The organism is Plantactinospora sp. CNZ320, from assembly GCF_002846275.1.
On record NZ_PJMP01000001.1, the window covers coordinates 1,932,642 to 1,955,022 of the forward strand.

Consider the following 22,381-nt stretch of genomic DNA (forward strand, 5'->3'; position numbering starts at 1 on the left):
CTCAGTCGAACCCGTCGGTGGACTTGGTGAACTCGGCCCAGTCGTCGGGATCGTGACTGATCCAGATCGTCGCGCCGGTGCTGTCGCGCAGCATCCGGAGCCGCTCGACCGAGCGGGCCGCCTCGACCGAGTTGGCGTCGTACGGCCCGTGCGCCCCGGTGTCGAGTGCCTCACGTACGTGCACGGTGTCACCGGTGAGGATGAAGCTGCGGTTGTGCAGCCGGACGAAGAGGCTCAACTCGCCGGGGGTGTGCCCCGGGGTGAACAGCAGCACCACGCTGCCGTCGCCGAACAGGTCGAAGTCGGAGCCGGGCTCGTGCCAGTTGAACGCCCGGGTGGGCAGCAGGTCCTCCACCCGGTACAGTCCCCGCGCCACCGGCGCGGGCCAGTACGCGTGCGCCAGCTCGCCGTAGCCCGCGTAGAACTTGGCGTGCGGGAACATCGACAGCCCGCCGCTGTGGTCGTTGTGCGCGTGTGAGAGCACCACGTGGGTGACGTCCCCGACGCCGAAGCCCAGTTTGGCGAGTTGCCTGTCGAGCCGCTGCTCAGGGGAGAACTTCATCTGCAGCCACTCGGCCATCTCGCCGTAGACCCCGGACGGGTCGGTGGCGGCCTCGGGCACGATGCCGGTGTCGAACAGCACGAGCCCCTTCTCGTGCTGGATGACGAACGACGGGATCGGCACGACGACCGTGCCGCTGCCGCCGACCATGAGGATTCCACGGTCCATCGTGAACGTCGGACAGTCGAGGGCCCAGAGCCGCTTCGCGGCTCCCACGCCAGTGGATATCACGATTACACCTCCGCTGGGGATGATTGGTAGGAGTACGGGGTGATCCGCAGGAGCCGCGCACGCTGGGCGCGTTGGTCATCGAGTCGGCGCTGGGCGGCCGGGCTGATCCGGTCGGGGGTCCAGTCGCCGTCGGCGTCGTAGCGCACCCGGACCTCGCCGGTCCAGCCGGCCTCGCCGACCCTGCGCTGGATCTCCTCGGCCATGTCGATGAAGTACAAGCACATCGGGTCTGTCAGGGTCAGCGTCACGTCCACTGTGTCGTCCACCGTTACCCGGGACACCAGCCCCAGCTCCACGATGTTCACCGGTGCCGAGGCCATGCAGCTGCACGGGTCGACGACGTCGGCAAGCACGGCCTCGACCCGGCTGACCCACTCGGCGCTCATGCCGGCGCTCCCAGGGTCGACCCGTCGTCAACGGGCACGGGAGCGGCCCGGCCATCCGGCGAAGGTTCCTGGACGCGGACGCCCCGCCGGGAGGTCCACGGCTCGTCCAGCCCGCCGGCACGTCGCTGGTCCCACCGGTCCCCGGCGGACCTGGCCTGCACCTCGCCGATGTCGCGGCCGAGCATCCGCATCAGGTTGGCGCCGAGGATCTTCGCCTTGATCTCGTCGGTGAGCCGGGGGAAGCCGTATCCGGTGATGAACTCCTCGGGGAACTGGAAGTTCCAGAACGCCTCGATCACCGGCTGCGGGTGGACGAAGTGCGCCCCGGTGGCGAACAGGATCCGGTCGGGGCCGCCCCAGTAGAGCAGTTGGCCCAGAACCTCGGCGAACCTGCGTGGCTGGTTGACGATCAGCGTGGAGGTGACCTCGAGATTGGCGTAGACGTTGGGGTGCCGCGCCAACAGGAACGCGGTCTCCTCGGTGAACGCCATCCCGGCGTGCACCACCTCGAAGTTGAGTTCCGGGAAGGCCGCGGCGGCCTCGTCGATGTCGTCGACCCGGTAGTAGCTCTGCGCGGTGCGCCCGAAGGGGATCGCCTTGTGCACGGCGACCGTCCGGATCCCCTGTGCGGCGGCCGCTTCGATGAACGGGAAGACCAGCTTGCGGTCGTCCAGCGCGATCTGCAGGCTCCGGCCACTGTGGTAGCGGACCGGGTAGAGCTTTATCCCGTCGACCTTCAGCTCCTGGCCGTAGTACTCGACCAGCTCCGTTGCGCGCACCGTGTCGAGCGGGTTGATGTTGCCGTAGAGCGCGCTGCGGTGCGGGTTGTCCGCCCGGAACCGGATCCCCTTGTCGATGGAGATCAGGCCGTCCTTGTAGTAGTCGTCGAGCGGGACCGCGTGGTAGACGGCGAAGTCGGTGTCGGATTCGGCGAACATCAGCTCGGCGAGCTGCTCCGGCTGCCAGTCGGAGATGTACTCGTCCTGGGTGAGCCGATGCCGGTCGTCGGACATCCGGCTGTGCAACCGGTAGCTCGCCTCGGCGAAATCCTGCGCCAGCGCGATCCTGTGGTTTTCGCGTAGCCAGTTGTAGCAGTGCACCACCGCGTCGGCGACGAACACGCCCTGATGGGTCATCTCAACCTCCACGAGGATGGCCTCCGGCCATCTCTATAGACTATACAGTATGACGAACCTGAGGTGATCATGGCGTCAGCAGTGTCGTCAGGTCCGGGGCGACGATGAGAATTCCGACCACCACCAGCGCCGCGGCGAGGAACGGCAGCGTGCCCCGCAACACGTCGCCCATCCGGACGTCGTGCCCCACGTTGACCTCGGGGTCCCTGGCCATCTGGTAGACGATGAACAGCAGCACGCCGACCGGCGGCGAGATGATCGCGATCTCGCCCATGATGACCAGGAAGACGCCGAACCACAGCAGGTTGATGTCGAGCGCCGCCAACGTCGGTGCGAACACCGGTACGGTCAGCAGGATCATCCCGAGCGGCTCCATGAAGGTGCCGAGCACCAGGTAGAACAGCACCAGCACCAGCAGGAACCCGATCCGGCCGAACGGCAGCCCCTCGATCAGGTCGGCGAACGCGGTGGCCACCCCGCTGAGCGCCAGGAACCGGTTGAGGATGCCCACCCCGATCAGCAGGAACAGGATCGCCGCCGTCGAAATGACGGTGTCCCGGGACGACTGGTAGAGGTGCTTCCAGAACTTCCTGCGGCTGACCAGGATCGCGGCGACACACGCCAGCGCCGCCGCGCAGGCGCCCGCCTCGGTGGCCGTGAAGACACCGCTGTAGAGCCCGCCGAGGATGACCAGCAGCAGCAACGGCAACGGCCAGACCCCGCCCAGGCTGCTGAACTTCTCCGTCCAGGTCACCTGACGGTTCACCCGGGGCGCGCTGGACGGCTTCAGTGTCGCGTGCGCGATGATTGTGACGGCGTACGCCACCGCCAGGATCAGCCCCGGCACGATCGCCGCCAGCAACTGGTCACCGATCGGCACCTGCGCCACGCCGGCGTACACCACCAGCAGGATGCTCGGCGGGATGAGCTGGCCGAGCGTCCCCGCCATCGTCACCACCCCGGTGGCGAGCCGCTTGTCGTAGCCGGCGCGGAGCATCTCGGGGATGGCGATCCGGCCCAGCGCGTACGTGATGCCCAGCGTGGAGCCGCTGACCGAGGCCATCCCGGCACCTGCGAAGTTGGTCGCCACGCCGAGCCCGCCGGGCAGCCGGGCAAACCACTTCTCGGCGGCCCGGAACACCTGCGCGGTGATCCCGGAGCGCCACATCACCAGGCCCATCAGGATGAACATCGGCAGCACGCTGAGCTGCCAGTCCGCCATCGTCCGGAACGGATAGTCCCGCAGCGAGGAGGTCAACGCCCGTTCGCCGGCGAGGACGTAGATGCCGAGCAGCCCGGTCGCGATCATGCTGATCGACACCGGGACCCGCAGCACCATCAACAGCAGCATCAGCACCATCGCGACGGCGCCGACCGCCACCCGGTCGGTAAGGGTGAACATCGCCACCACGCAGCCGACGGCCGCCGCAAGGCAGAGCAGGGCGGTCGCGGTCAGCAGCCGGACCCGCCCCGGCGAGACCTCCGGCGACGGCTCGTCGGCGAGTTCCGCCTCGGTGGGCAGCCCGGTGTCGCGGGCGGCTGCGACGTCAGTCATCGTCCCTCCCCCGGAGCATCGTCCGACCCTGTCGGGCCAGTTCCACGACGAGTTGCAACGCCAGCGCCGCGCAGCCGAGCGGCACCAGGAAGCGCAGCGGCCAGATCGGCACCGACACCGCTCCCAGCGCGGTCTCCCGCATCGCCGTCTGCGCCTGGGCGTTGACCCACCCGAACCAGCCGATCGCCAGCACGACGGCCAGACCCACCAGGGTGGAGATCGCGGAGAACGCCGCACTGAGCCGGGCCGGCAGGGCACCCACCAGCATCTGGATGTCGACGTGCTGGCCGAACCGCTGGCAGAGGGCCAGCGACAGGAAGCCGATCATCGGCATGTACCAGAACGAGACGACCTCGATCGTGCCGCCGACGGGCGCGTCGCTCAGGTAGCGCATCGTCACGTCGGCCAGGACGTGCAGCATCATCGCCAGTACCGCGACGATGCTCACCAGGCTCAACCCGTTGGCCAACAGCCGGGACGCCCGGTCGAGAGGTCCGCCACGCTCGGCGGTCTGCTCGGACATGGATACTCCGGATCCCCGGTCCGGGCCGGCCGCGCGGGGTCGCCCCCGCGCGGCCGGCCCGCCCGGTCAGCTGGGACGACGCTTGTCGTAGATCTCTGTCTTGATCAGGTCGATCCAGGCCTGCAGGTCGTACTCCGTCTGGAACGCCTGCTGCCAGTCGCTCGGCGAGTCACCCCGCTCGGGGTAACCCTTGGCCACGATCGGTTCGCGCCACCGTTCGATCGCCGCGGTGTATTCCTGGACGAACTTCGCCGGGTCGGCCACGCCCGCGGGGGCGTTGCCGGTCATCGCCTCGATCTGGGTCTTCTGGTACGCCGAGATCGCGTCGCTGAGCCCCTGGTTCACCTGCTGGAACTTGATCCCCTTGGAGCCGGCCTCGTCGCCGAACTGCTTGTAGAAGCCGAAGTTCTTGGCGTGGAAGCCAGCCAGGAACTGCGGTGTCGCGTCCCACAGGATCTGCCGGGCGACGAGCGGGAGCCCATCCCAGAACTCCTTGTTCATCGCCAGGTTGAAGGCGTTCCACCCGGAGAACCGGGTCGGCGTGTAGTAGTCGCCGATCTCCCACAGATTGAAGCCGATGTACGCCGGCGGGTGCACCATCGCGCAGTCCACGATGCCGCGCTGGAAGCCCTCGAACAGCTCGGCCCCGGTCAGCGGCACCGGCGTCATGCCAACCGCCTCGGCCTCCTTCGACCAGGTCTGGCCGCCGGTCCGGACCCGTACCCCCTTGGCCTCCTCCAGCGTGGTCACCGGCTTGGTGCAGAGCAGGTCGAACTGCTGGATCGCGTACAGCGGGCCGAGCATGAACAGGTTCTTGTCGGCCGCCTCCTTGGCCATTTCGGCGTTGTTGAGCGCGAAGTCGGCAGTCGCCGCCGAACCCTGCAGCGTGCCGACCGGGAAGCTCTTGGACGGCAAGGACCCCAGCGCGCTCGCCCAGTTGCCGATCGGCAACAGTTGCGGGCTGTACGTGGAGTTGACGATGCCCATGTCGGCGATGCTGTTGCCGACACCCTCCGCCATGTCGTTCGCGCCGAGCAGGGCGCCGGAGTAGAAGTACTCGAAAGTGATCTTCCCATCGGACGCCTTGGAGACCGCCTCACTGAACCGGCGCATCCCCTCGGCGGTGTTGTTCTTGTCGTCGGCGAAATCGGCGTAGCGGATGGTGATCGGTTTGAGCGACGCGGTGTCCGTGCTGGCTTCGACGTCGCTTCCGGAACCGCACGCGGACGACGCCAGCACCAGGGCCGCGGCGCCCACCGCAAGGAAACGGCGATTGGACGGTTTCATCGAATTCTCACCTACTTCTTCGTCAATGAAGAAACTGTTGGTTCCGTCCGGGTCAGTCGCGGCCCAGGACCATGAACGACGCGCCGCCCGTCGGCGGGCCGGGATTTGTGACGAAGGCGAGCTTCGGGTCGCGGACCGCGCGACACTGGCCGGGTGTGTGGCAGTGGCGGCCGGTCCCGTCAGCGGTGCACGGGTCGGCCACCTCGCGGCGGAGCTGCCGGACCGCCTCGATCGGCCGGAAGATCGCCGGGAAACCGTTGTGGCTGTAGGCCTGGTTGCCCCCGTCGGTGCAGGTCGGATACCTGCCGTCCAGCTCCATCACGCCGGACTCGACGAAGTCGGCCGCCTCGCCGCGCCCGCAGAAGCCGAACATCTCGAACTCCATCAGCACGCCGATCGCGAAGTGGTCGTACAGCTCGACGATGTCGATGTCGTTAAGCGTGATGCCGGCCCGGTCCATCGCCGTCCGGGCGAACGCGCCCTCGTCCGGTACGCCGTGCAGCACCGGCGCCTCCACGTAGGGCGGATACGGCTGCTGGTCGCCACCGGCGACGATGCTGATCGGGCGCTTGCGGGTGTCCCGGGCACGATCCCTGCTGGTGACGATCAGCGCGCAGCCGCCGTCGTTCACCGTGGAACACATCAGCAGCGTGAGCGGGGTGGCGATGGGCCGACTGTCCAGCACGTCCCGCGCCGTGAACGGCCCCCGCCCGGAGTAGACGGCCGCCGGGTTGAGGTGCCCGTAGTTGCGGATGGTCGCCGACGACCTGGCCATCGCGTGCAGCGCCTTGTCGCCGTACTCGTGCAGGTAACGCTGCCCGGCCAGGGCGAACTGGACGGCCGTGAACGAGCCGGTCCAGCCGGTGAACTCGTTCGCCGGGCGGGACCAGGCGGCCGTGTTCGTCGGGTCGGCCGGGCGCGACATCCCCACCACGATGGCCACCGTCGACGCCAGGCCCCGGTCGATCGCCATCGCGGCGTCGAGGATGGCCGGGATGCCACGCTGCGGCGCGATCCAGCGCAGCGGGTGGCCGAGCTGCCGCATCCAGTACATCTCCTGAGAGAGCTGGAGGTTCTCGTCGTCCGCCCCGTACGGGTAGCCGGAGACCACCGAGGAGATCCCGTCGATCTCGGCGATGTCGATCCCGGCGTCGTCGGCGGCGAGCCGCAGCGCCTCCAGGGCCAGCGACATGCCGGACCGGTGCGACAGGTCCCGAGCCTGTTCGGTGGTGCCGACCCCGACGATCCGGGCCTGGGCCAGCGGGTGCCGGCGCCGGCGTGCGGTCCGGACCAGCGCGGCGGTCATGCCGTCACCGGCCGGAAGTGGTACAGCGGCATCGGCAGTTCCCGGTCGAACGCGACCTCGACCGGCATTCCGATCCGCACCTCGCCCGGATCGATCTCGACCAGGTCCGTCAACATCCGGACGCCCTCGACCAGCTCCACGATCGCCACCACGAACGGGGTGTCGAAGGCGGGCGTCGGCGGCCGGTAAACCACCGAGTAGGTGTAGACGGTGCCCCGGCCGCTGACCCGGGTCCACTCAAGCGTCTCGGTGTAGCACCGGGAGCAGCCGACCTGTGGCGTCCACTCGTACCCGCGACAGGTCGCGCAGCGCTGGATCACGAGTTCCCCGTTCCTGGCGGCATCCCAGAACGGCCCGGAGAGGGCCGTCGGCCGTGGAACCGGACGGGTGGCTGTGGTCATCGACTACTCCCTCTTGCAGTTACGGTGGGGGCTTCCCAGACGCCGGGCCGCAGCCCTTCCGCGCGCAGATCCCGCTTGAGCACCCGCTGGCTCTGGTTCTTCGGCAGTTCGTCCCGGACGTCGATGTAGCGCGGGACCATGAATTCGGGCAGGCCGGCAGCGCAGTGGGCGTACAGCGCGGCCGGGTCGACGGTCTCGCCGGGCCGTGCCACCACACAGAGCAGCACCTCCTCCTCGCCCAGTTCGGCCGCGACGCCGACGGCCGCGGCCTCGGCCAGCGCGGGGAACCGCAGTGCCTCCCGTTCGACCTCGAAGGCGGACACGTTCTCGCCGCGACGGCGGATCGCGTCCTTCTTGCGGCCGAGGAACCACAGGTCGCCGTCGGCGTCGCGCATACCGAGGTCACCGGTGTGGAACCACAGGTTCCGGAACGCCGCCACCGTGGCGTCGGGCCGCCCCAGGTAGCCGCTGAACATCAGGCCGGGCAGCAGCGGTCGGACCACCAGCTCCCCCGCGACGCCCGGCGGGACCGGCAGGTCGTCGTCGTCCACCACGGCCACCTCGTGGTACGGGTGTGCCCGGCCGATCAGTCCCGGCCGGTGCGTCCCGTCCCGGCTGGGCATCACCATCAGCCCTTCGGTCATCCCGTACATCGCGTACACGACCGGGACCCGGAACCGTTCCTCGAAGTCCCGCAGGTCGTCCGGGGCCGGCACCACCTGGCACATCCGCAGCTGGTGGTCGGGCCGGTACTCGCTCTCCGGCCGCTTCATCAGGATGTTGCCCATCGAGCCCATCCCGACGAAGTGCGTCGCACCGGAGTCGGCGATCTGGTCCCAGAACCGCGAGGCGCTGAACCGGCGATGTACCACCGCCCGAGCACCGGTCATCATGGCCGGCACCAGCGTGCAGACGTACGGGTTGACGTGGAACATCGGCAGCACCGTGAACAGCACGTCGTCGGCGGTGTCGTCGTGTGCGTGCGCGAAGCCCCAGGAGAAGTAGACGAAGTACTGGTGGCTGACGAGGGCGCCCTTGGACGGGCCCGTGGTGCCGCTGGTGTAGAGCACCGCCGCGATGTCGTCCGGACCGGGCTCGGTCACGGCCTCCACCACGGCTCCGACGGCCGGTGGGGCATCGTCGACCAGCACCACCTCGGCGAGGTCCGGCAGGTTCCAGCCGGCGATCCGGTCGGCGAATTCGGCGGTGGTCACGAACACCGTCGCCCCGCTGTCGACGAGGATGTGCCGGAGCATCTCCCCCCGGAAGGCGAGATTGACCGGGACGACCACGATCGAGGCACGCAGCGCGCCGAGAAAGATCGCGAGGTGCTCGGCGGTGTTGGGCAGCATGACCGCGACCCGGCTCCCCGCGCCGAGCCCTCGGCCGCGGAGCACGGCGGACCAGTACCGCGCCTGGGCGTCGACCTGGCCGTAACTGAGGTAGTCGCCGCCCTCGAACGAGACGAACGGCCGGTCAGGTCCCCAGCGCAGCGCCCGACGCCACACCGCGGGCACGGTCCGCTCGGTGCGCGGGATATCAGGGAACGCGTAGTCCGCCCGGCTCGGCCGTACGGAATCCCAGCCGCTCGCGGTCATCCGGCCCTCCTCCCGTCGTCGGTGGCGCTGCCGGTGCGGCCGGCGGTGCCTGTCGTATCGGTGAGCCCGGCAGCGCTGGTCGAGTCGGCAAGACCGGCAGCGCCGGTCGAATCGACAAGACCGGCAGCGCTGGTCGAATCGGTGAGCCCGGCAGCGCTGGTCGTGTCGGCAAGGCCGGCGAGGATCGCGGCGCGGTGCTGGTCGAGCGTCGGCGCCGGGCGGCGGTGCCACGCCACGGTGCGGGAGAACCGGACGGTGTGGCCGACCTCGAAGATCTCGCCGGCCGTCGGATGCGTTGTCGTCACCACGATTCCTGGGCCGGTGAGGCCAGGCTCCCGGTCGACCCGGGCCGACTCGACCGGCCGGGGCAGCGCCCACGGCACCCGGTGGGCGTCGAGCAACGGTCCGGCCGCCTCGACGGTGAGCCCTGCCAGCCGGGACTGGATCGCGGCGGCCGGTGCCGCCCCGCGCCCGGCGAGCCGCGCGGTGGCGTAGGCCGGCCAGTCGACACCGGTCAGGTCGAGCGCGGCACGCAGTCCGTTCCACTCGGTGTCGTCGCCGCAGGCGATCACGATCCAGCCGTCGGCAAGCCGGTACAGGCCGTTGGTCGGGGCGTGCCCGCGCAGTTCCCGGTCGAGCGCGAAGGAGTCGTACGTGACGCCGTCGCGGCGGTGCACATCGGACATCGCGATCAGACCGGCGGCGAGTTGCGGCACTTCCACGTGCTGCCCGAGGCCGGAGCGCTCGCGCTCGTAGAGTGCCGCGAGGATCGCGGTGGCGGCGGTGAGGCCACAGCCGAAATCCATGTGGGACAGATAGTGGGCGGGCGGGTTGCCGGGGCCGCCGGCACGGCCGAGCAGCCCGCAGAGAGCCGAGTGCAGCGGCTCGAACGCGGGCAGGTCCCGCCACGGGCCCCGGTTGCCGTACCCGGTGGTGTGGCAGTAGACGAGGCGGTCGTTGCGGGCGGCGGCGGTGGCGGGGTCGAGGCCGAGCCGGGCCAGCGCGCCCTGCCGCAGGTTGCTGACCAGTACGTCGGCGGTGTCGAGCAGCCGGCCCATGGTCGCCCTGCCGGCGTCGGACTTCAGGTCGAGCGCGATGCTCTCCTTGCCCCGCTGCACCCCGGAGAACGCGCCGAGCGGGTGACGCATCGGATCGCCGGCCGGCTCCTCCACCTTGATCACCCGGGCTCCGAGGTCGGCCAGGATCCGGGTGGTGAACGGGCCGGCCATGAAGATGCCCAGGTCGAGTACGGTCACCCCGGCCAGCGGTCCCGAGTGGGCTGCGGGTACGGGCTCGGCCGGACGGCGGCTGTCGGGAATCGTGGCCGGAGGCGGGCTGGGCGTCGCGGTCGACGACGGGTCCGGCACGGCGGCCGGCGACCTGTCGAGACCTGCGGCTGGTGACCTGTCGAGACCTGCGGTCGACCGGATCGGGGTCCGGTCGAACAGCGCCCAACGGTGCAGCCGTTCGATCCCGCCGTCCGTGGTGGCCGCCAGCTCATTGGCCCGCACCTGTGCCAGCCCGAGCGCCTCGCCGGGCGCCAGGATCGGCATGACACAGATTTCGGCGGCGGAGAGCAGCTCGACCCAGTCCTGCACCGGTCGGCTGCGGAACGTGGCGGTGACCTCCGCCCACATCCGGTCCGCCAGGTCGGTCGGGAGCGGTCGGCCGAACAGGCCGGCACCGGCGGCCGGCGGCACCAGGTCGGCCAGGTCGAGGAGGGCCATCAGCCGGTCGAAGGCGCCGCGTGGTCCGGTATGCACGTGGATCCACCCGCCGTCGGCACACTGGAAGAGCGAGATGATCGCGCGCTCGTCACCCATCCGGCCGATCGTGCTGCGGGGCTGGTCGAGCCGGTCGAGGCGGTCGCCGCCGATCCAGCGGGAGGTGCTGTGGATGGCGAGTCCGTCGACGAGCGAGGTGGTGACCACCTGGCCGAGACCGGACCGCTCCCGTTCGTAGAGCGCCGCCACGATGCCGATGGCGGCCAGCCAGCCCGCGCCGAAGCCGGCGTGCGGCCAGCCGAGGAACACCGGCCCGGGCCGGACTCCGTCCTGCAGGTGCAGCAGCCCCCAGTAGGCTTCGGCGAGTTCGCCGTAGACGGCTCCGGTACCGGTCGGCGCCGGGTGGTCGACCGGAGACCAGGGTGTGGCGGTGATCAGCGCCCGTATCTGCCGAGGTGGCCGGTCGTTCCACTCCGGCGGGTCGTGCCGGGCGTGCGCCGTGTCGATCAGCACATCGAACGTCGACGGGGGTGGGGCGTCGAGCCGGCTGACGATCCGCTGTCCGCGCCACCAGACGGCGGTGCCCGGCAGCGCGCTCAGCGGATCGCCATCAGGCGGCTGTATCCGGAGCACGTCAGCGCCGAGATCGGTGAGCAGCATCGTGGCCAGGGCGGCCGGCGTCGAACGCACGCTGAAGTCCGCGACGCGTACCCCGGCCAGTGGGCCCATGACTGCTTCTCCCAACTCTATAGTCTATCGACTAACCACGTCTGGTCCGGCCGGGATCCGCCCGGCCACGGGGGGTGCTCAGTCGGTGGCGGGACCGCCGGCGAGCTGGGTCACCACGGAATCGACCGCGTCGTCGGCCAGGGCCGCCAACCGCTTGTCGTCCAGGGTGGACACCGGATGCCGGACCACCACGAAATGCTGGCCCGGGAAGCCCATCCGCCGGCAGACGGCCGCCGCCAGACCCTGGAACGGCTCGCTCACCACCGCCACCGCGGGAACCCCGAGCGACTCCATCACCAGCGCATCCTCCACGCTGCCGGAGCTGCACGCACCGCAGTCACCGAGCCCGGTGAGGACCAGGTCGTACGCGGTGGCGAGCCCGGTCGCCTCGTCGTCGCTCAGCGGGACGGCGGTCGACGCCTTGGACACCAGCACCACCTCGGCCAGTTCCAGCCGCTCGGTGAGGGCGTCGCCCAGCAACCGCAACAGTTCCTTGGCCTTGGGCTTGCCGTTGTCCACCAGCACCAGCCGCCCGCCACCGGTGGGGACGGCGCGGCGTGGCGCGACCGGGCGCGAGTTGGCCACCGGCCGATCCGGCACGGGGCAGTGCACGACGATGTCGGTCATCCGGAGGCCCTCCTCAGTGCTGGTGCTGCAGGTAGGTGTGCCGGTGGGCGATGGAGCAGCCGTCCGGGCCGCACTCCGGCAACGCCTCCCCTGGCGGCCGTACCCGGCGCGTGACGATGTGTGCCCGCTGGTGCTTCGTACCCCAGCAGGGAATGACCGCCGACCAACCCGGACCGGCGCCGCCCGCGGTGACCACCACGACGTCGTCGGCCGTGGCCAGTGACGGCAGCTTGCCGTCCGGTCCCGGGGTCATGTCGTGCAGTCCGCCGGTCTCGATCAGCACGCCCCAACGGGTGATGTCGTCCTGCGTGACACGGCTGGCCTCGAAGAGGAACGTCTGCACGTCGCGACGGCTCCAGCCGGCGCCGATCACCGCGTCCGCATGCTCCGGCCCCAGCACGACGTACGCCTGGAAGCCCTTGCCCACCGGAAAGTGCCACGGGCCGGCGAGCGCCGAGGCGATGGTCCGCAGGATCAGCTCGGGGTCGTCGGTGAGGTGGTTCGCCACCTGCCGTGGCGACTCTCCCGGTAGGACCGTGACGGTAGTGTCCTCCGCGGCGTAGCCAAGATCGATCCGGATCGGGTCCCAGCCGCGCGGCGAATCCTCTGCGAAGCAGAACGACAGCCGGCCCGGATGCCCGAACGAGGACAGGTCGGTCTCCCCCGGCCGGCTGCCCAACACGTTGATGCAGAGCAGTCGCAGCGCCCGTCCGATCGTCATGTTGGCCCGGTTGCCGGGACCGAAGACGTTGCCCCGGGCGTTCATCTCTGCGGTCTCCGCCATCGGGCCGCTGACGAGCGCGACGATCGCCGCTCCACCGGTGCTGGTGAGCACGGCGGCGAGGTTGAACCGCGGGTCCAGCATCGCCGACACGGCGGCGACCACCAGCGGGTAGTGCACCGGTCGACAACCTGCCATCACCGCGGCGACGGCCGCGTCCTCGGCGGTCACCTCGACCCGCCGTACGGCGATCCCGCCGAGTACGTCCGACGGGTCGTAGCCGGAGTCGCCGATCATCGCGGTCACCCGCTCGGGAGTCGGGAGGGTGATAGGAAGGCCATCGGTCCAGCCCTCGTCGAAGAAGTGTTCCAGGGCGGTCGTCTCATCCAGCGTGATCAGTTTCGGCATGGAACCCCCTGCCCGGGATGGCCTGTCCGCGCAGGTCAAGCGCGGTCTGGCGAGTCCGACACAGGATGCTCGATACTCGATAGAGTGTCAAGTACCGAGATCGTCATCCCGTTCGTCGGGCAGGGACGCGGATACTCGAAAGGGACCACCTGGCCCCTTGAGCCGGGGCACCATCACCGGCATCGAGGGGATGTCGCGCCAGCGGCGCCATGGCGCTTCCAGCGGTCACATGCACATCGGGTGGGCACCGCCACGGCGCGCGATACAGCGGCGCCGGCTCACGTTCGCACCACGTCGACTCCCACTACCCCCGCCCGGGGGGCGAATCGCCATGGTGCCGGCCGGCACCGTGATGGCGGCACAGAGCGGCAGGGAGACGACCAGGTTCCGGCCGGTCGGGGTCACCCAGCGCAGAGGTCACGAGCGGTGTTGATGCCGTACGGCCTGACGACGACCGGGAGACCGAAGGGAATCGGCTACCGGTTCGAATCCGGTACTACGCCCGGGGCGCCGCTGCCAGCAGCCGTTGCCAGCAGAGGAGAGAACGAAGGCGCTGACTTGCGGCTCCCGAGCGCGACCCTCACCGCACGAGATCTGGGCGTCCGGTCTTCGGGAACCTCACCGATCAAGGTCAGCGCTGTAGCCGGACTCCGTACCGAGCAGCTGCTCCAGCGTCCGCAGTCCACTGCCGACATGATCGCTCATCAATTGCCCGGCTCGTTCGGCGTCGCCCGCACGCATCGCTTCGAGAATCGTCTCGTGTTCCCTGACCGAAACCTCACACCGCCCGGGCGCGACGTAGATCTGGTTCCACGGCACCCGGATCCACAGCCGGACGATGAACTCGCGCAACCAACGCGTGTTCGACATCGTGTAGATGGCGAAGTGCCAATCCGCGTTGATGGTCGTGAACCGCTTGTTGCCCCCCTTTGCCAGCGACCTCACCAGCGCCTGGTGCATGGCTTCCAGATCCTGGATCTGTCGTGGGCTGGCGGACCGGGTGGCCATTTCGGTGGCCTTGCCCTCGAGCAGCGACCGCAGTAGGTACAACTCCTCGACCTCCGAGGGGTCGAGCGTGGCGACCATGCCGGGGCGGTGCGGCTCCATCGTCAGCAGGCCTTCGGTCTGCAGGATGCGGATCGCCTCCCGGACCGGCGTCGCACTCATTCCGAGTTCCCGAGCCATACTCGCAGCCAGCACGCGTTCCCCCGGCTGGATCTCACCGCGCAGCAGCGCATCGCGCAACGCTCCGACCGCCGCTTCGGTCTTGGTCTGGTGAGTGATCACCCGCAGGTTGGGTGGGGCAGGCGAGGCCATGGGACGTCCTTATGGGATCGGATAGTAGATAGAGTGTAACGACGAGCCGAACGGCGCAGCGCCCGCTGGCCGACTCGGTGTCGCGATGACCGCGGTCGACCTCCCTTGGCCCCATGCTCTCGCGGCACAGCGGTCAGTTCAGCCGCCAACCCTGCGAGTTGTCCCGGCGACTCGGCCTTCGCCGGCACCACACCCTGCACGCCCGCCGCCACCGATCCGTCCTACCGCCAGGACTCGTATCCCAGCCCGTCGACGGACGTACGTGATCGGCCGTAGGTCAGGCCGGCGGCCACGAGGTCGCGCAGCAGCCCGCAGCTCTGTACGGGCCTTACCGCCCCTCCTTCACGCGCACCAGACCACGCCCTTTGCACCGAGCATGGCCAACTCGTCGTCCGACATCCCGAGAGCACCGATCGGCATTGGCGCTCGCGTTTGGGCTGCCCGGTCCAGCGGACAAGGCGGCGTCGCACCACCGGCCGCCGGACCTCGCCGGGGCCGCGGCCACCTTGTAAGCGGTCGCGCCGCCTCTCGCGCTGCGCGTCCAAGGGCCAGGATGCTCGATAGTCGATAGAGTGTCAAGTTGCCTGGTCGGGACCGGTGCCACCCCGACGCGCGTTGACGGGCGCTGTTCGCCGGCGCCGTCGGGGGATCCGCCCGACGGATCGGCCCGGCGCCGCGCTTCCACCACCGGCCAGATGCCGATTGGGCCGGCGAAGATCACCCGATCGGCCAGCACCCGCCCCCCACCAGCGGTGATATAACGTCAGGCAGCGCAGGCAATACTCGATAGAGTATCAAGTATTGCAGTACGGCTGAGATGGCGTCCGGCTGGCCCCTCCGGTCGAGAAACGAGGTCACGCCGTGGACCTAGTCAGTCGCATGGATCCCGAACTGGCAGCCGCCTTCCCGGGCCTGACAGTGCTCGACCTCAGTGACATTCCGCAGGCCCGCCAGGTCATGCTCGCGATGCTCGAAGAGAAGAACTCCTACCTGACTCCCGATCCGTTGATCATGCGCCAGGATCACCTGGTCCCTGGCGCACACGGTGCGCCGCAGGTCCGGGTCCGCACATACCACCACCGCGATCACGTCGGCGCCCGCCCGGGGCTCTACTGGATACACGGTGGTGGCCACTGCCTCGGTTCCGTCGATCAGACCGATCTGATGGCGGAGCACTTCGTCCGGACGGTAGGTTGCGTGGTCGCGTCGGTCGACTGGCGCCTGCCGCCCGAGCACCCGTTTCCGGCACCGATGGACGACTGCTACTCCGGGCTCGTCTGGATGTTCAAGCACGCGGAGCAACTCGGCATCGACCGCTCCCGGATCGCGGTGGGCGGGGAGAGCGGCGGCGGCGGGCTGGCTGCCGGCCTCGCGCTGCTCGCCCGTGACCGCGGCGAGGTGGCAATCTGCTATCAGCTACTCGTCTATCCGATGATCGATGACCGGGCGGCGACCCCGTCCAGTCAGATGGTTACCGAGCCCCAACTCTGGAACCGGGAACTGAACGCCATCGGCTGGGGTTGCTACCTCGCCGGGCAGGCAGGGGCGGACGCGGTGTCGCCATACGCGGCGCCGGCCCGGGCCGTCGACCTGTCCGGGCTGCCACCGGCGTTCGTTGCGGTCGGCGATGGTGTACCCGCCGTCGAAGGAGGACCCGGGCGCCGTCGCGCTGGCCGGTCAGGAGGCGACTGCCGGGGCGACACCGATGCCGCCGACCGGCAGGCGGATGTCGGCCCGGCACGAGTTCGTCGGTCTGGCGTACCCCGGGATCCTGTTCGCGATCGTCGTCGGTGGGCTGTACGGCGGGATCTTCACGGCGACCGAGGCGGGTGCCGTGGGCGCGTTCGCGGCCCTGGTGATCGCGGTGATCATCAGCCGTACCGGGCGCCGGTCGATCCCCAAGATCTTCGTCGCGTCCCTGCGCGAAGCGACCGACGTGACAAGCATGATCTTCCTGTTGATCATAGGTGGCGCGATCTTCACCTACTTCGTGGCCTCGGCCGGTGTCCCCATCGCGATCACCGAGTGGGTGGTGGATCTGCCCGTCCCGCCGACCCTGCTGGTCGCGCTGTTCCTGCTGATCCTGTTGCCGATGGGGATGTTTCTCGACGGCCTGTCCATCCTGCTGTTGACCGCGCCGATCGTCGTACCCATCGTCGTCGAACTCGGCTTCGACGGGGTGTGGTTCGGGATCCTGATGATCAAGATGATCGAGATCGGCCTGATCACGCCACCGGTGGGCATCAACGTCTACATCATCGCCGGCATCGTCGGACTGCCCGTGCAGTCCGTGTTTCGCAAGGTGGTGCCGTTCATCCTGCTCGACATCGCGTTCACCGCGCTGCTGTTCGCCGTACCCGACATCGTCACCTGGCTGCCGCGACAAGCCGGGCTGGGCTGACCCGTGTCCAGGGTGCAGTTCGGCTACGAAGCCATCGCCTCGGCACTGGTGGACGCGGGCATCGACACCCTCTTCGGGGTGATGGGCGACGGCAACATGGATCTGATCGGCCATTGGACCCACGACCGGGCCTTGCGATACGTGGCTGCACGGCACGAGTCGGGTGCCGTGGCGATGGCGTCCGCGTACGCGTCGGTGACGGCCGGACCAGGCGCCTGCACCGTCACCCAGGGCCCGGGGCTCACCAACGCCCTGACCGCCTTGACCACGGCCGCGAAGGCGAGGGCCAGCATCATCCTGATCAGTGGCGATGTCCCGGTCGGCCGGCGCCGGCACGACGAGCAGGCCGTCGACCAGCCCGGTGTCATCGCCCCGTCCGGTGCGCTCTTCGTCGACCTCGACTCCGCCACGGACGCCCGGACAGCACTGGACCAGGCCATCCGGGTCCGAGGGCGCCCCGTCGTGCTCAACGCCGGTACGGACGTGCAGCGATCACCCTGGCACGCCGTCACCCGCGTCACCCCGCCGCCTGCGGCGGACGTGTCCCTGGACGACGCGGCGGTTCGCGAGGTCGCCGAGCGACTCGTCGACGCCCGGCGACCGGTCCTGCTGGCTGGCCGGGGTGCCGTCCGGTCGGGTGCGCGCGCGGCCATCACGCTGCTCGCCGAGCACCTCGGCGCCGTCCTGGTGACTTCGCTCAAGGCCAAGGACCTGTTCCTCGGGCACCCGTTGAACGCGGGTATAGCCGGCGGCTTCGCGGCGCCGCCGGTCCGGGCGATGCTCGGTGGGGCGGACTGCCTGGTCGCGTTCGGGGCAGGGCTCAACGCGGCCACCATGATGGACGGCAGGCTCTTTCCCCAGGCTTGGCTCGCCCACTGCGACCTCGCCGCCTCCGCGATCGGCACGAACACGACCGTCGACACGGCGCTCGTCGGGGACGCCAGGGTGGTCGCCGAGGCGTTGCTGGACGCCGTCATCCGCGTCGATACCGGCGCGCGGCCCGGCCGGGCGGAGATCGAGGCGGCGGTGGCCCGATCGTTGGCCGACAGCTGGCCGGCCGGCACGCGGTCGACCGCGCAACGCGCGCTGGCCATACTCGACGAGGTCCTGCCCCGGGACCGGACCCTCGTCCTGGACGCGGGGCACTTCATGGGGTACGCCAGCACGTCGCTCGCCGTTCCCGCACCCGACTTCTTCGTGTGGACAGCGGACTTCGGCTCGATCGGGTTGGGGCTGGGCGCGGCAGTCGGCGCCGCCTACGCCCGCCCGGACCGACCGACGGTCCTGCTCGTCGGAGACGGTGGGCTGTCGATGGGCCTCCCCGAGCTGGAGACGATCGGCCGGTACCGGTTGCCCGTTCTCGTAGTCGTCCTCAACGATGGGGCGTACGGCGCCGAGGTGCATCTGCTCCGTCATCGGGGCTGGCCAGCGCAGACAGCCCTGTTCGACAATCCGGACTTCACTCTGCTTGCCGAAGCGCTCGGCATCCGGGCGGTACGGGCGCAGGCTCCCTTCGACGGACTGCGCCGGCTTGCCGGGTACGACCTGGCCCGGGACGGCCCGCTGCTGGTCGACGTCCGGCTGCCGTTCGACGAGGTCGCCGACTGGTTCGCCGCACGGATGCTCGGCTGATTCGCTGCACGGATGCTCGGCTGAGCCCGATGAGAGCGGTCGGTCAGAAGTCCCCGGCGGCCCGCCGCATCTCGGTGAGGATCGCGATCAGGGTGTCGGCCTCGTCCTCGTTGATGCCCGGTGCGGCGAACACCCGGTTGTTGAGGTCGATGGTGGCAGCGTCGGCGACCGCCCGGCCGGCCGGCTGCAACTCGACCACGGTCGAGCGACGGTCGGCCGGGTGTGGCGTACGCCGGACCAGGCCGGCCGCCTCCAGCCGGTCGACTGCGTTGGTCACGCTTGTCGGATGGACCTGTAGCCGCTCACCGATCATCGCCATCGGCAACGAGCCCTTGCGGCTGAACCGGAGCAGCATCAGCACCTCGTAGCGGGCAAAGGTGATGCCGTGCGGCCGCAGCGCCGCCTCGACCCGGGCGAGGGCGATCTGGTGCGCCCGCATGAGTGACGTCACGGCGGCCATGCCGGCGGCCGCGTCGCCCCAGCCGTGCTCCGTCCAGAGGCGACGGGCCTCGGCGATCGGGTCGAGTGGCAGGCCGGGCACGGCAGTCATTGTAATCGGCAGGACGGATGATGGACATCCGATAGTTGGGCGTCCTAGTGTCTCCCCCATGAGCCTCCACGTTCCGGTTCACCCGGTCCGATTCGTCACCGCGGCGAGCCTGTTCGACGGTCACGACGCGGCGATCAATGTGATGCGGCGGCTGCTGCAGGCGCAGGGCGCCGAGGTGGTGCATCTGGGCCATGACCGCTCCGTCGACGACGTGGTGACCGCCGCCGTCCAGGAGGACGTCCAGGGCGTGGCCGTCTCCTCCTACCAGGGCGGACACGTCGAATACTTCTCCTACCTGGTGGAGCGCCTCGCCGAACGGGGCGCCGGGCACGTCCGGGTGTACGGAGGAGGCGGCGGCACGATCGTCCCGAGCGAGGTGGGCCTGCTCGCCGAGCGCGGCGTCCGGATATTCAGCCCGGACGACGGCCAACGACTCGGCCTGCCGGGAATGATCAACGAGCTGATCCGGAACTGCGACACCGACCTCGCCGACGCCACCCGGGTCGACCTCGACGCGCTCCTGAGCGGCGACGAGACGGCGCTGGCGCGGGCCATCACGGTGCTGCAGGCCGGCGCCGACGACGCGCTGGCCGCCGCGGTCACCGAGGCGGCCGCCCGGCGACCTGTGCCGGTGCTGGGCATCACCGGCACGGGTGGGTCCGGCAAGTCCTCCCTCACCGACGAACTCGTCCGCCGGCTGCGCCGGGACGGCGAGGACAAGCTACGGGTGGCGGTCATCGCCATCGACCCGACCCGGCGCCGCGGCGGAGGCGCCCTGCTCGGCGACCGGATCCGGATGAACAGCATCGCCCCGGGGCTGGTCTATTTCCGATCCCTGGCCACTCGGCGGCAGGACGGCACCGTGCCCGTCCATCTGACCGAGATCGTCGCCGCCTGCCGCGCCGCCGGCAACGACCTGGTGATCGTCGAGACCCCGGGCATCGGGCAGGGCGACGCGGCGATAGCTGATCACGCCGATTTGTCGCTCTATGTGATGACCCCGGAGTTCGGCTCGGCCAGCCAGCTCGAAAAGATCGACATGCTCGACCTGGCCGATGTGGTGGCGATCAACAAGTTCGAGCGCCGGGGCGGGGAGGACGCCCGCCGCGACGTGGCCCGTCAACTGGTCCGCAACCGCGAGGAGTTCGGCCGGCCGTGGTCGGAGATGCCGGTCTTCGGCACCAGCGCGGCCCGGTACGGCGACGACGGCGTCACCGCGCTCTACCACCACCTCAAGGCGGAGCTGATCGCTCGTGGACTGCCCGATTTCCCGAGCGTGCTCGCGCCGGTGGCCGGCCGGGTCTCCACCGGGTTGACCTCGGCCCTGCCGAAAGGACGCGAACGGTACCTCTCCGAGATCGCCGACACCATCCGGGGCTACCACACGAGAACCGCCGCCCAGAGTGCGGTTGCCCGGCGGCGCCAGCACCTGGCCACCACGCGCGACCTGCTCCCCGACGACGCGGCGGTCGCCGATCTGCTTGCCGAGGCAGACGGCGAACTCGACGAGGACGTACGCGACCAGTTGGCCAGGTGGCCAGCGACCCGGGACGCGTACGCGGGCGACAATCTGGTCTACCGGGTCCGGGACAGGGAGATCCGGGCACCGCTGACCCGGGAGACCCTCTCCGGCATCCGGGTGCCACGGGTCGCGTTGCCGCGCGACGGCGACGATGGTGAGTTGGTACGTTACCTCCGGTCGGAGAATCTTCCGGGCTCCTTTCCCTACACGGCAGGCGTCTTCCCGTTCAAGCGGGCCGGCGAGGCCCCGGCGCGGATGTTCGCCGGGGAGGGCGACGCGTTCCGCACCAACCGCCGGTTCCACCTGCTCAGCGCGGGACAGCCGGCAACCCGCCTGTCGACCGCGTTCGACTCGGTAACGCTCTACGGCCGTGACCCCGACCGGCGGCCGGACATCTACGGCAAGGTCGGCACTTCCGGGGTGTCCATCGCGACCATCGACGACATGCGCGAGCTCTACGCCGGCTTCGATCTCTGTGATCCCAGCACGTCTGTGTCGATGACCATCAACGGCCCGGCCCCGACCATTCTGGCGATGTTCCTCAACGTGGCTGTCGACCAGCAGATCGCGGCGTTCACCGCCGCGTCCGGCCGGACTCCCGACGATGCCGAGCGCGACGAGATCCGGGCCAGGACCCTGTCCACCGTCCGAGGCACGGTGCAGGCGGACATCCTCAAGGAGGACCAGGGCCAGAACACCTGCATCTTCTCGACCGAGTTCGCGCTGCGCTGCATGGCGGACATCCAGGAGTGGTTCATCGCCAACCGGGTGCGCAACTTCTACTCGGTGAGCATCAGCGGCTACCACATCGCCGAGGCGGGCGCCAACCCGATAAGCCAGCTCGCGTTCACGCTCGCGAACGGATTCACCTACGTCGAGACGTACCTGGCTCGGGGCATGGACGTGAACGCGTTCGCGCCGAACCTGTCGTTCTTCTTCTCGAACGGGATGGATGCCGAGTACACGGTCATCGGCCGGGTCGCCCGCCGGATCTGGGCGATCGCCATGCGGGACCGGTACGGCGCCGACGACCGGGCGCAGAAGTTGAAGTACCACGTCCAGACGTCCGGCCGGTCGTTGCACGCGCAGGAGATGGACTTCAACGACATCCGCACCACCCTGCAGGCGCTCTGCGCCATTTACGACAACGCGAACAGCCTGCACACGAACGCGTACGACGAAGCGGTGACGACGCCGTCGGCGAACTCGGTACGCCGCGCACTGGCCATCCAGATGATCATTGATCAGGAGTGGGGCCTGTCCGCGACGGAGAACGTCCTACAGGGCTCGTACATCATCGACACGCTGACCGAGCTCGTCGAGGAGGCCGTACTCGCGGAGTTCGACCGGATCTCCGAGCGCGGCGGGGTGCTCGGCGCGATGGAGACCGGCTATCAGCGGGGCCGGATCCAGGACGAGTCGATGCTCTACGAGCAGCGCAAGCACGACAGGTCACTGCCGCTCATCGGCGTCAACACCTTCCTCGCCGAGCCGACGAACGAGGACGAACCGCCGGCCAAGCTGGAACTGGCCCGCGCAACCGAGGACGAGAAGCGATCGCAGATCGACCGGCTGGCCGACTTCAAGGCCCGGCACGCCGGGGAGGCCCAAGCGGCGCTCACCCGGCTCAAGGACGCGACCGTCAGCGGGGGGAACGTCTTCGACGCCCTGATGGACGCCGTCCGGCACTGCACTCTCGGCCAGATCAGCGACGCCTTCTTCGAGGTCGGCGGTCAGTACCGACGGAACGTGTAGGGGTGGCGAT

General features: G+C 69.6%; 18 protein-coding genes and 1 pseudogene. 4 read left to right on the top strand and 15 right to left on the bottom strand.

What is annotated here, in order from left to right:
• Position 1: 1 nt before the first annotated feature.
• The 14 genes from CLT71_RS08305 to CLT71_RS37875 form a co-directional block, all read right to left on the bottom strand.
• A complete protein-coding gene (locus CLT71_RS08305; protein WP_199187556.1) occupies positions 2-793 on the bottom strand; it encodes an N-acyl homoserine lactonase family protein in 792 nt (263 codons plus the stop codon).
• Between the two features lie 2 nt (positions 794-795).
• Positions 796-1,179 carry an iron-sulfur cluster assembly protein gene (locus CLT71_RS08310; protein WP_101366598.1) on the bottom strand — a complete coding sequence of 128 codons (384 nt, stop codon included), beginning with the start codon at positions 1,177-1,179 and terminating at the stop codon, positions 796-798.
• On the bottom strand, positions 1,176-2,315 hold the full coding sequence (locus CLT71_RS08315; protein WP_101366599.1) for an amidohydrolase family protein: 1,140 nt from the start codon (positions 2,313-2,315) through the stop codon (positions 1,176-1,178). Before CLT71_RS08315 ends, CLT71_RS08310 begins: the two co-directional genes overlap by 4 nt.
• A gap of 67 nt (positions 2,316-2,382) precedes the next feature.
• Positions 2,383-3,870, bottom strand: coding sequence for a TRAP transporter large permease (locus tag CLT71_RS08320; protein WP_101366600.1), 1,488 nt, complete (start codon positions 3,868-3,870; stop codon positions 2,383-2,385).
• Positions 3,863-4,393, bottom strand: coding sequence for a TRAP transporter small permease (locus CLT71_RS08325; protein WP_101366601.1), 531 nt, complete (start codon positions 4,391-4,393; stop codon positions 3,863-3,865). Before CLT71_RS08325 ends, CLT71_RS08320 begins: the two co-directional genes overlap by 8 nt.
• Before the next feature lie 66 nt (positions 4,394-4,459).
• Entirely contained in the window at positions 4,460-5,680 is a 1,221-nt protein-coding gene (gene dctP, locus CLT71_RS08330; protein ID WP_101366602.1) for a TRAP transporter substrate-binding protein DctP, read from the bottom strand.
• A gap of 52 nt (positions 5,681-5,732) precedes the next feature.
• Entirely contained in the window at positions 5,733-6,986 is a 1,254-nt protein-coding gene (locus CLT71_RS08335; RefSeq protein ID WP_101366603.1) for a thiolase family protein, read from the bottom strand.
• Positions 6,983-7,387, bottom strand: a complete 405-nt coding sequence (locus CLT71_RS08340) for a Zn-ribbon domain-containing OB-fold protein (RefSeq protein WP_101366604.1) — start codon at positions 7,385-7,387, stop codon at positions 6,983-6,985. Before CLT71_RS08340 ends, CLT71_RS08335 begins: the two co-directional genes overlap by 4 nt.
• On the bottom strand, positions 7,384-8,985 hold the full coding sequence (locus CLT71_RS08345; RefSeq protein WP_101366605.1) for an AMP-binding protein: 1,602 nt from the start codon (positions 8,983-8,985) through the stop codon (positions 7,384-7,386). Before CLT71_RS08345 ends, CLT71_RS08340 begins: the two co-directional genes overlap by 4 nt.
• Positions 8,982-11,453 (bottom strand): CoA transferase, encoded by a 2,472-nt coding sequence (locus CLT71_RS08350; RefSeq protein WP_143743411.1) that lies wholly within the window; start codon positions 11,451-11,453, stop codon positions 8,982-8,984. Before CLT71_RS08350 ends, CLT71_RS08345 begins: the two co-directional genes overlap by 4 nt.
• Positions 11,454-11,516: 63 nt before the next feature.
• Positions 11,517-12,065: a UGSC family (seleno)protein gene (locus CLT71_RS08355; RefSeq protein WP_101366607.1), complete on the bottom strand. Its 549-nt coding sequence runs from the start codon at positions 12,063-12,065 to the stop codon at positions 11,517-11,519.
• 13 nt (positions 12,066-12,078) lie between these two features.
• Complete coding sequence (locus CLT71_RS08360) at positions 12,079-13,194, bottom strand: hypothetical protein (RefSeq protein WP_101366608.1); 1,116 nt, start codon at positions 13,192-13,194, stop codon at positions 12,079-12,081.
• A gap of 618 nt (positions 13,195-13,812) precedes the next feature.
• Complete coding sequence (locus CLT71_RS08365) at positions 13,813-14,511, bottom strand: GntR family transcriptional regulator (RefSeq protein WP_101366609.1); 699 nt, start codon at positions 14,509-14,511, stop codon at positions 13,813-13,815.
• Between the two features lie 867 nt (positions 14,512-15,378).
• Entirely contained in the window at positions 15,379-15,687 is a 309-nt protein-coding gene (locus tag CLT71_RS37875; protein ID WP_486483141.1) for a hypothetical protein, read from the bottom strand.
• Between CLT71_RS37875 and CLT71_RS37880 the strand changes: the two are divergent.
• From CLT71_RS37880 to CLT71_RS08380, 3 genes and pseudogenes are all read left to right on the top strand, one after another.
• Positions 15,628-16,080: pseudogene (locus tag CLT71_RS37880) on the top strand (alpha/beta hydrolase fold domain-containing protein); the annotation flags it as partial. The gene CLT71_RS37875 and the pseudogene CLT71_RS37880 overlap by 60 nt on opposite strands.
• 58 nt (positions 16,081-16,138) lie before the next feature.
• Entirely contained in the window at positions 16,139-16,912 is a 774-nt protein-coding gene (locus tag CLT71_RS08375; protein WP_101366610.1) for a TRAP transporter large permease subunit, read from the top strand.
• A 3-nt stretch (positions 16,913-16,915) separates the two neighbouring features.
• The gene (locus CLT71_RS08380; protein ID WP_101366611.1) at positions 16,916-18,544 is read left to right on the top strand and encodes a thiamine pyrophosphate-binding protein; all 1,629 of its coding nucleotides are present in this window, start codon (positions 16,916-16,918) and stop codon (positions 18,542-18,544) included.
• Between the two features lie 43 nt (positions 18,545-18,587).
• On the opposite strand, the gene CLT71_RS08385 is transcribed toward CLT71_RS08380, so the two are convergent.
• Positions 18,588-19,085: a MarR family winged helix-turn-helix transcriptional regulator gene (locus CLT71_RS08385; protein WP_486483142.1), complete on the bottom strand. Its 498-nt coding sequence runs from the start codon at positions 19,083-19,085 to the stop codon at positions 18,588-18,590.
• Between the two features lie 67 nt (positions 19,086-19,152).
• On the opposite strand from CLT71_RS08385, the gene icmF reads away from it, so the two are divergent.
• Complete coding sequence (icmF, locus tag CLT71_RS08390; RefSeq protein WP_101366613.1) at positions 19,153-22,371, top strand: fused isobutyryl-CoA mutase/GTPase IcmF; 3,219 nt, start codon at positions 19,153-19,155, stop codon at positions 22,369-22,371.
• Positions 22,372-22,381 lie beyond the last annotated feature (10 nt).

What these genes read in the sequence shown, in the direction of transcription:
- CLT71_RS08310 (WP_101366598.1), bottom strand. Translation starts at nt 1,179, where the DNA reads ATGAGCGCCGAGTGGGTCAGCCGGGTCGAGGCCGTGCTTGCCGACGTC.
- CLT71_RS08315 (WP_101366599.1), bottom strand. Translation starts at nt 2,315, where the DNA reads ATGACCCATCAGGGCGTGTTCGTCGCCGACGCGGTGGTGCACTGCTAC.
- CLT71_RS08320 (WP_101366600.1), bottom strand. Translation starts at nt 3,870, where the DNA reads ATGACTGACGTCGCAGCCGCCCGCGACACCGGGCTGCCCACCGAGGCG.
- CLT71_RS08325 (WP_101366601.1), bottom strand. Translation starts at nt 4,393, where the DNA reads ATGTCCGAGCAGACCGCCGAGCGTGGCGGACCTCTCGACCGGGCGTCC.
- dctP (WP_101366602.1), bottom strand. Translation starts at nt 5,680, where the DNA reads ATGAAACCGTCCAATCGCCGTTTCCTTGCGGTGGGCGCCGCGGCCCTG.
- CLT71_RS08335 (WP_101366603.1), bottom strand. Translation starts at nt 6,986, where the DNA reads ATGACCGCCGCGCTGGTCCGGACCGCACGCCGGCGCCGGCACCCGCTG.
- CLT71_RS08340 (WP_101366604.1), bottom strand. Translation starts at nt 7,387, where the DNA reads ATGACCACAGCCACCCGTCCGGTTCCACGGCCGACGGCCCTCTCCGGG.
- CLT71_RS08345 (WP_101366605.1), bottom strand. Translation starts at nt 8,985, where the DNA reads ATGACCGCGAGCGGCTGGGATTCCGTACGGCCGAGCCGGGCGGACTAC.
- CLT71_RS08355 (WP_101366607.1), bottom strand. Translation starts at nt 12,065, where the DNA reads ATGACCGACATCGTCGTGCACTGCCCCGTGCCGGATCGGCCGGTGGCC.
- CLT71_RS08360 (WP_101366608.1), bottom strand. Translation starts at nt 13,194, where the DNA reads ATGCCGAAACTGATCACGCTGGATGAGACGACCGCCCTGGAACACTTC.
- CLT71_RS08365 (WP_101366609.1), bottom strand. Translation starts at nt 14,511, where the DNA reads ATGGCCTCGCCTGCCCCACCCAACCTGCGGGTGATCACTCACCAGACC.
- CLT71_RS08375 (WP_101366610.1), top strand. Translation starts at nt 16,139, where the DNA reads ATGGTGTACCCGCCGTCGAAGGAGGACCCGGGCGCCGTCGCGCTGGCC.
- icmF (WP_101366613.1), top strand. Translation starts at nt 19,153, where the DNA reads ATGAGCCTCCACGTTCCGGTTCACCCGGTCCGATTCGTCACCGCGGCG.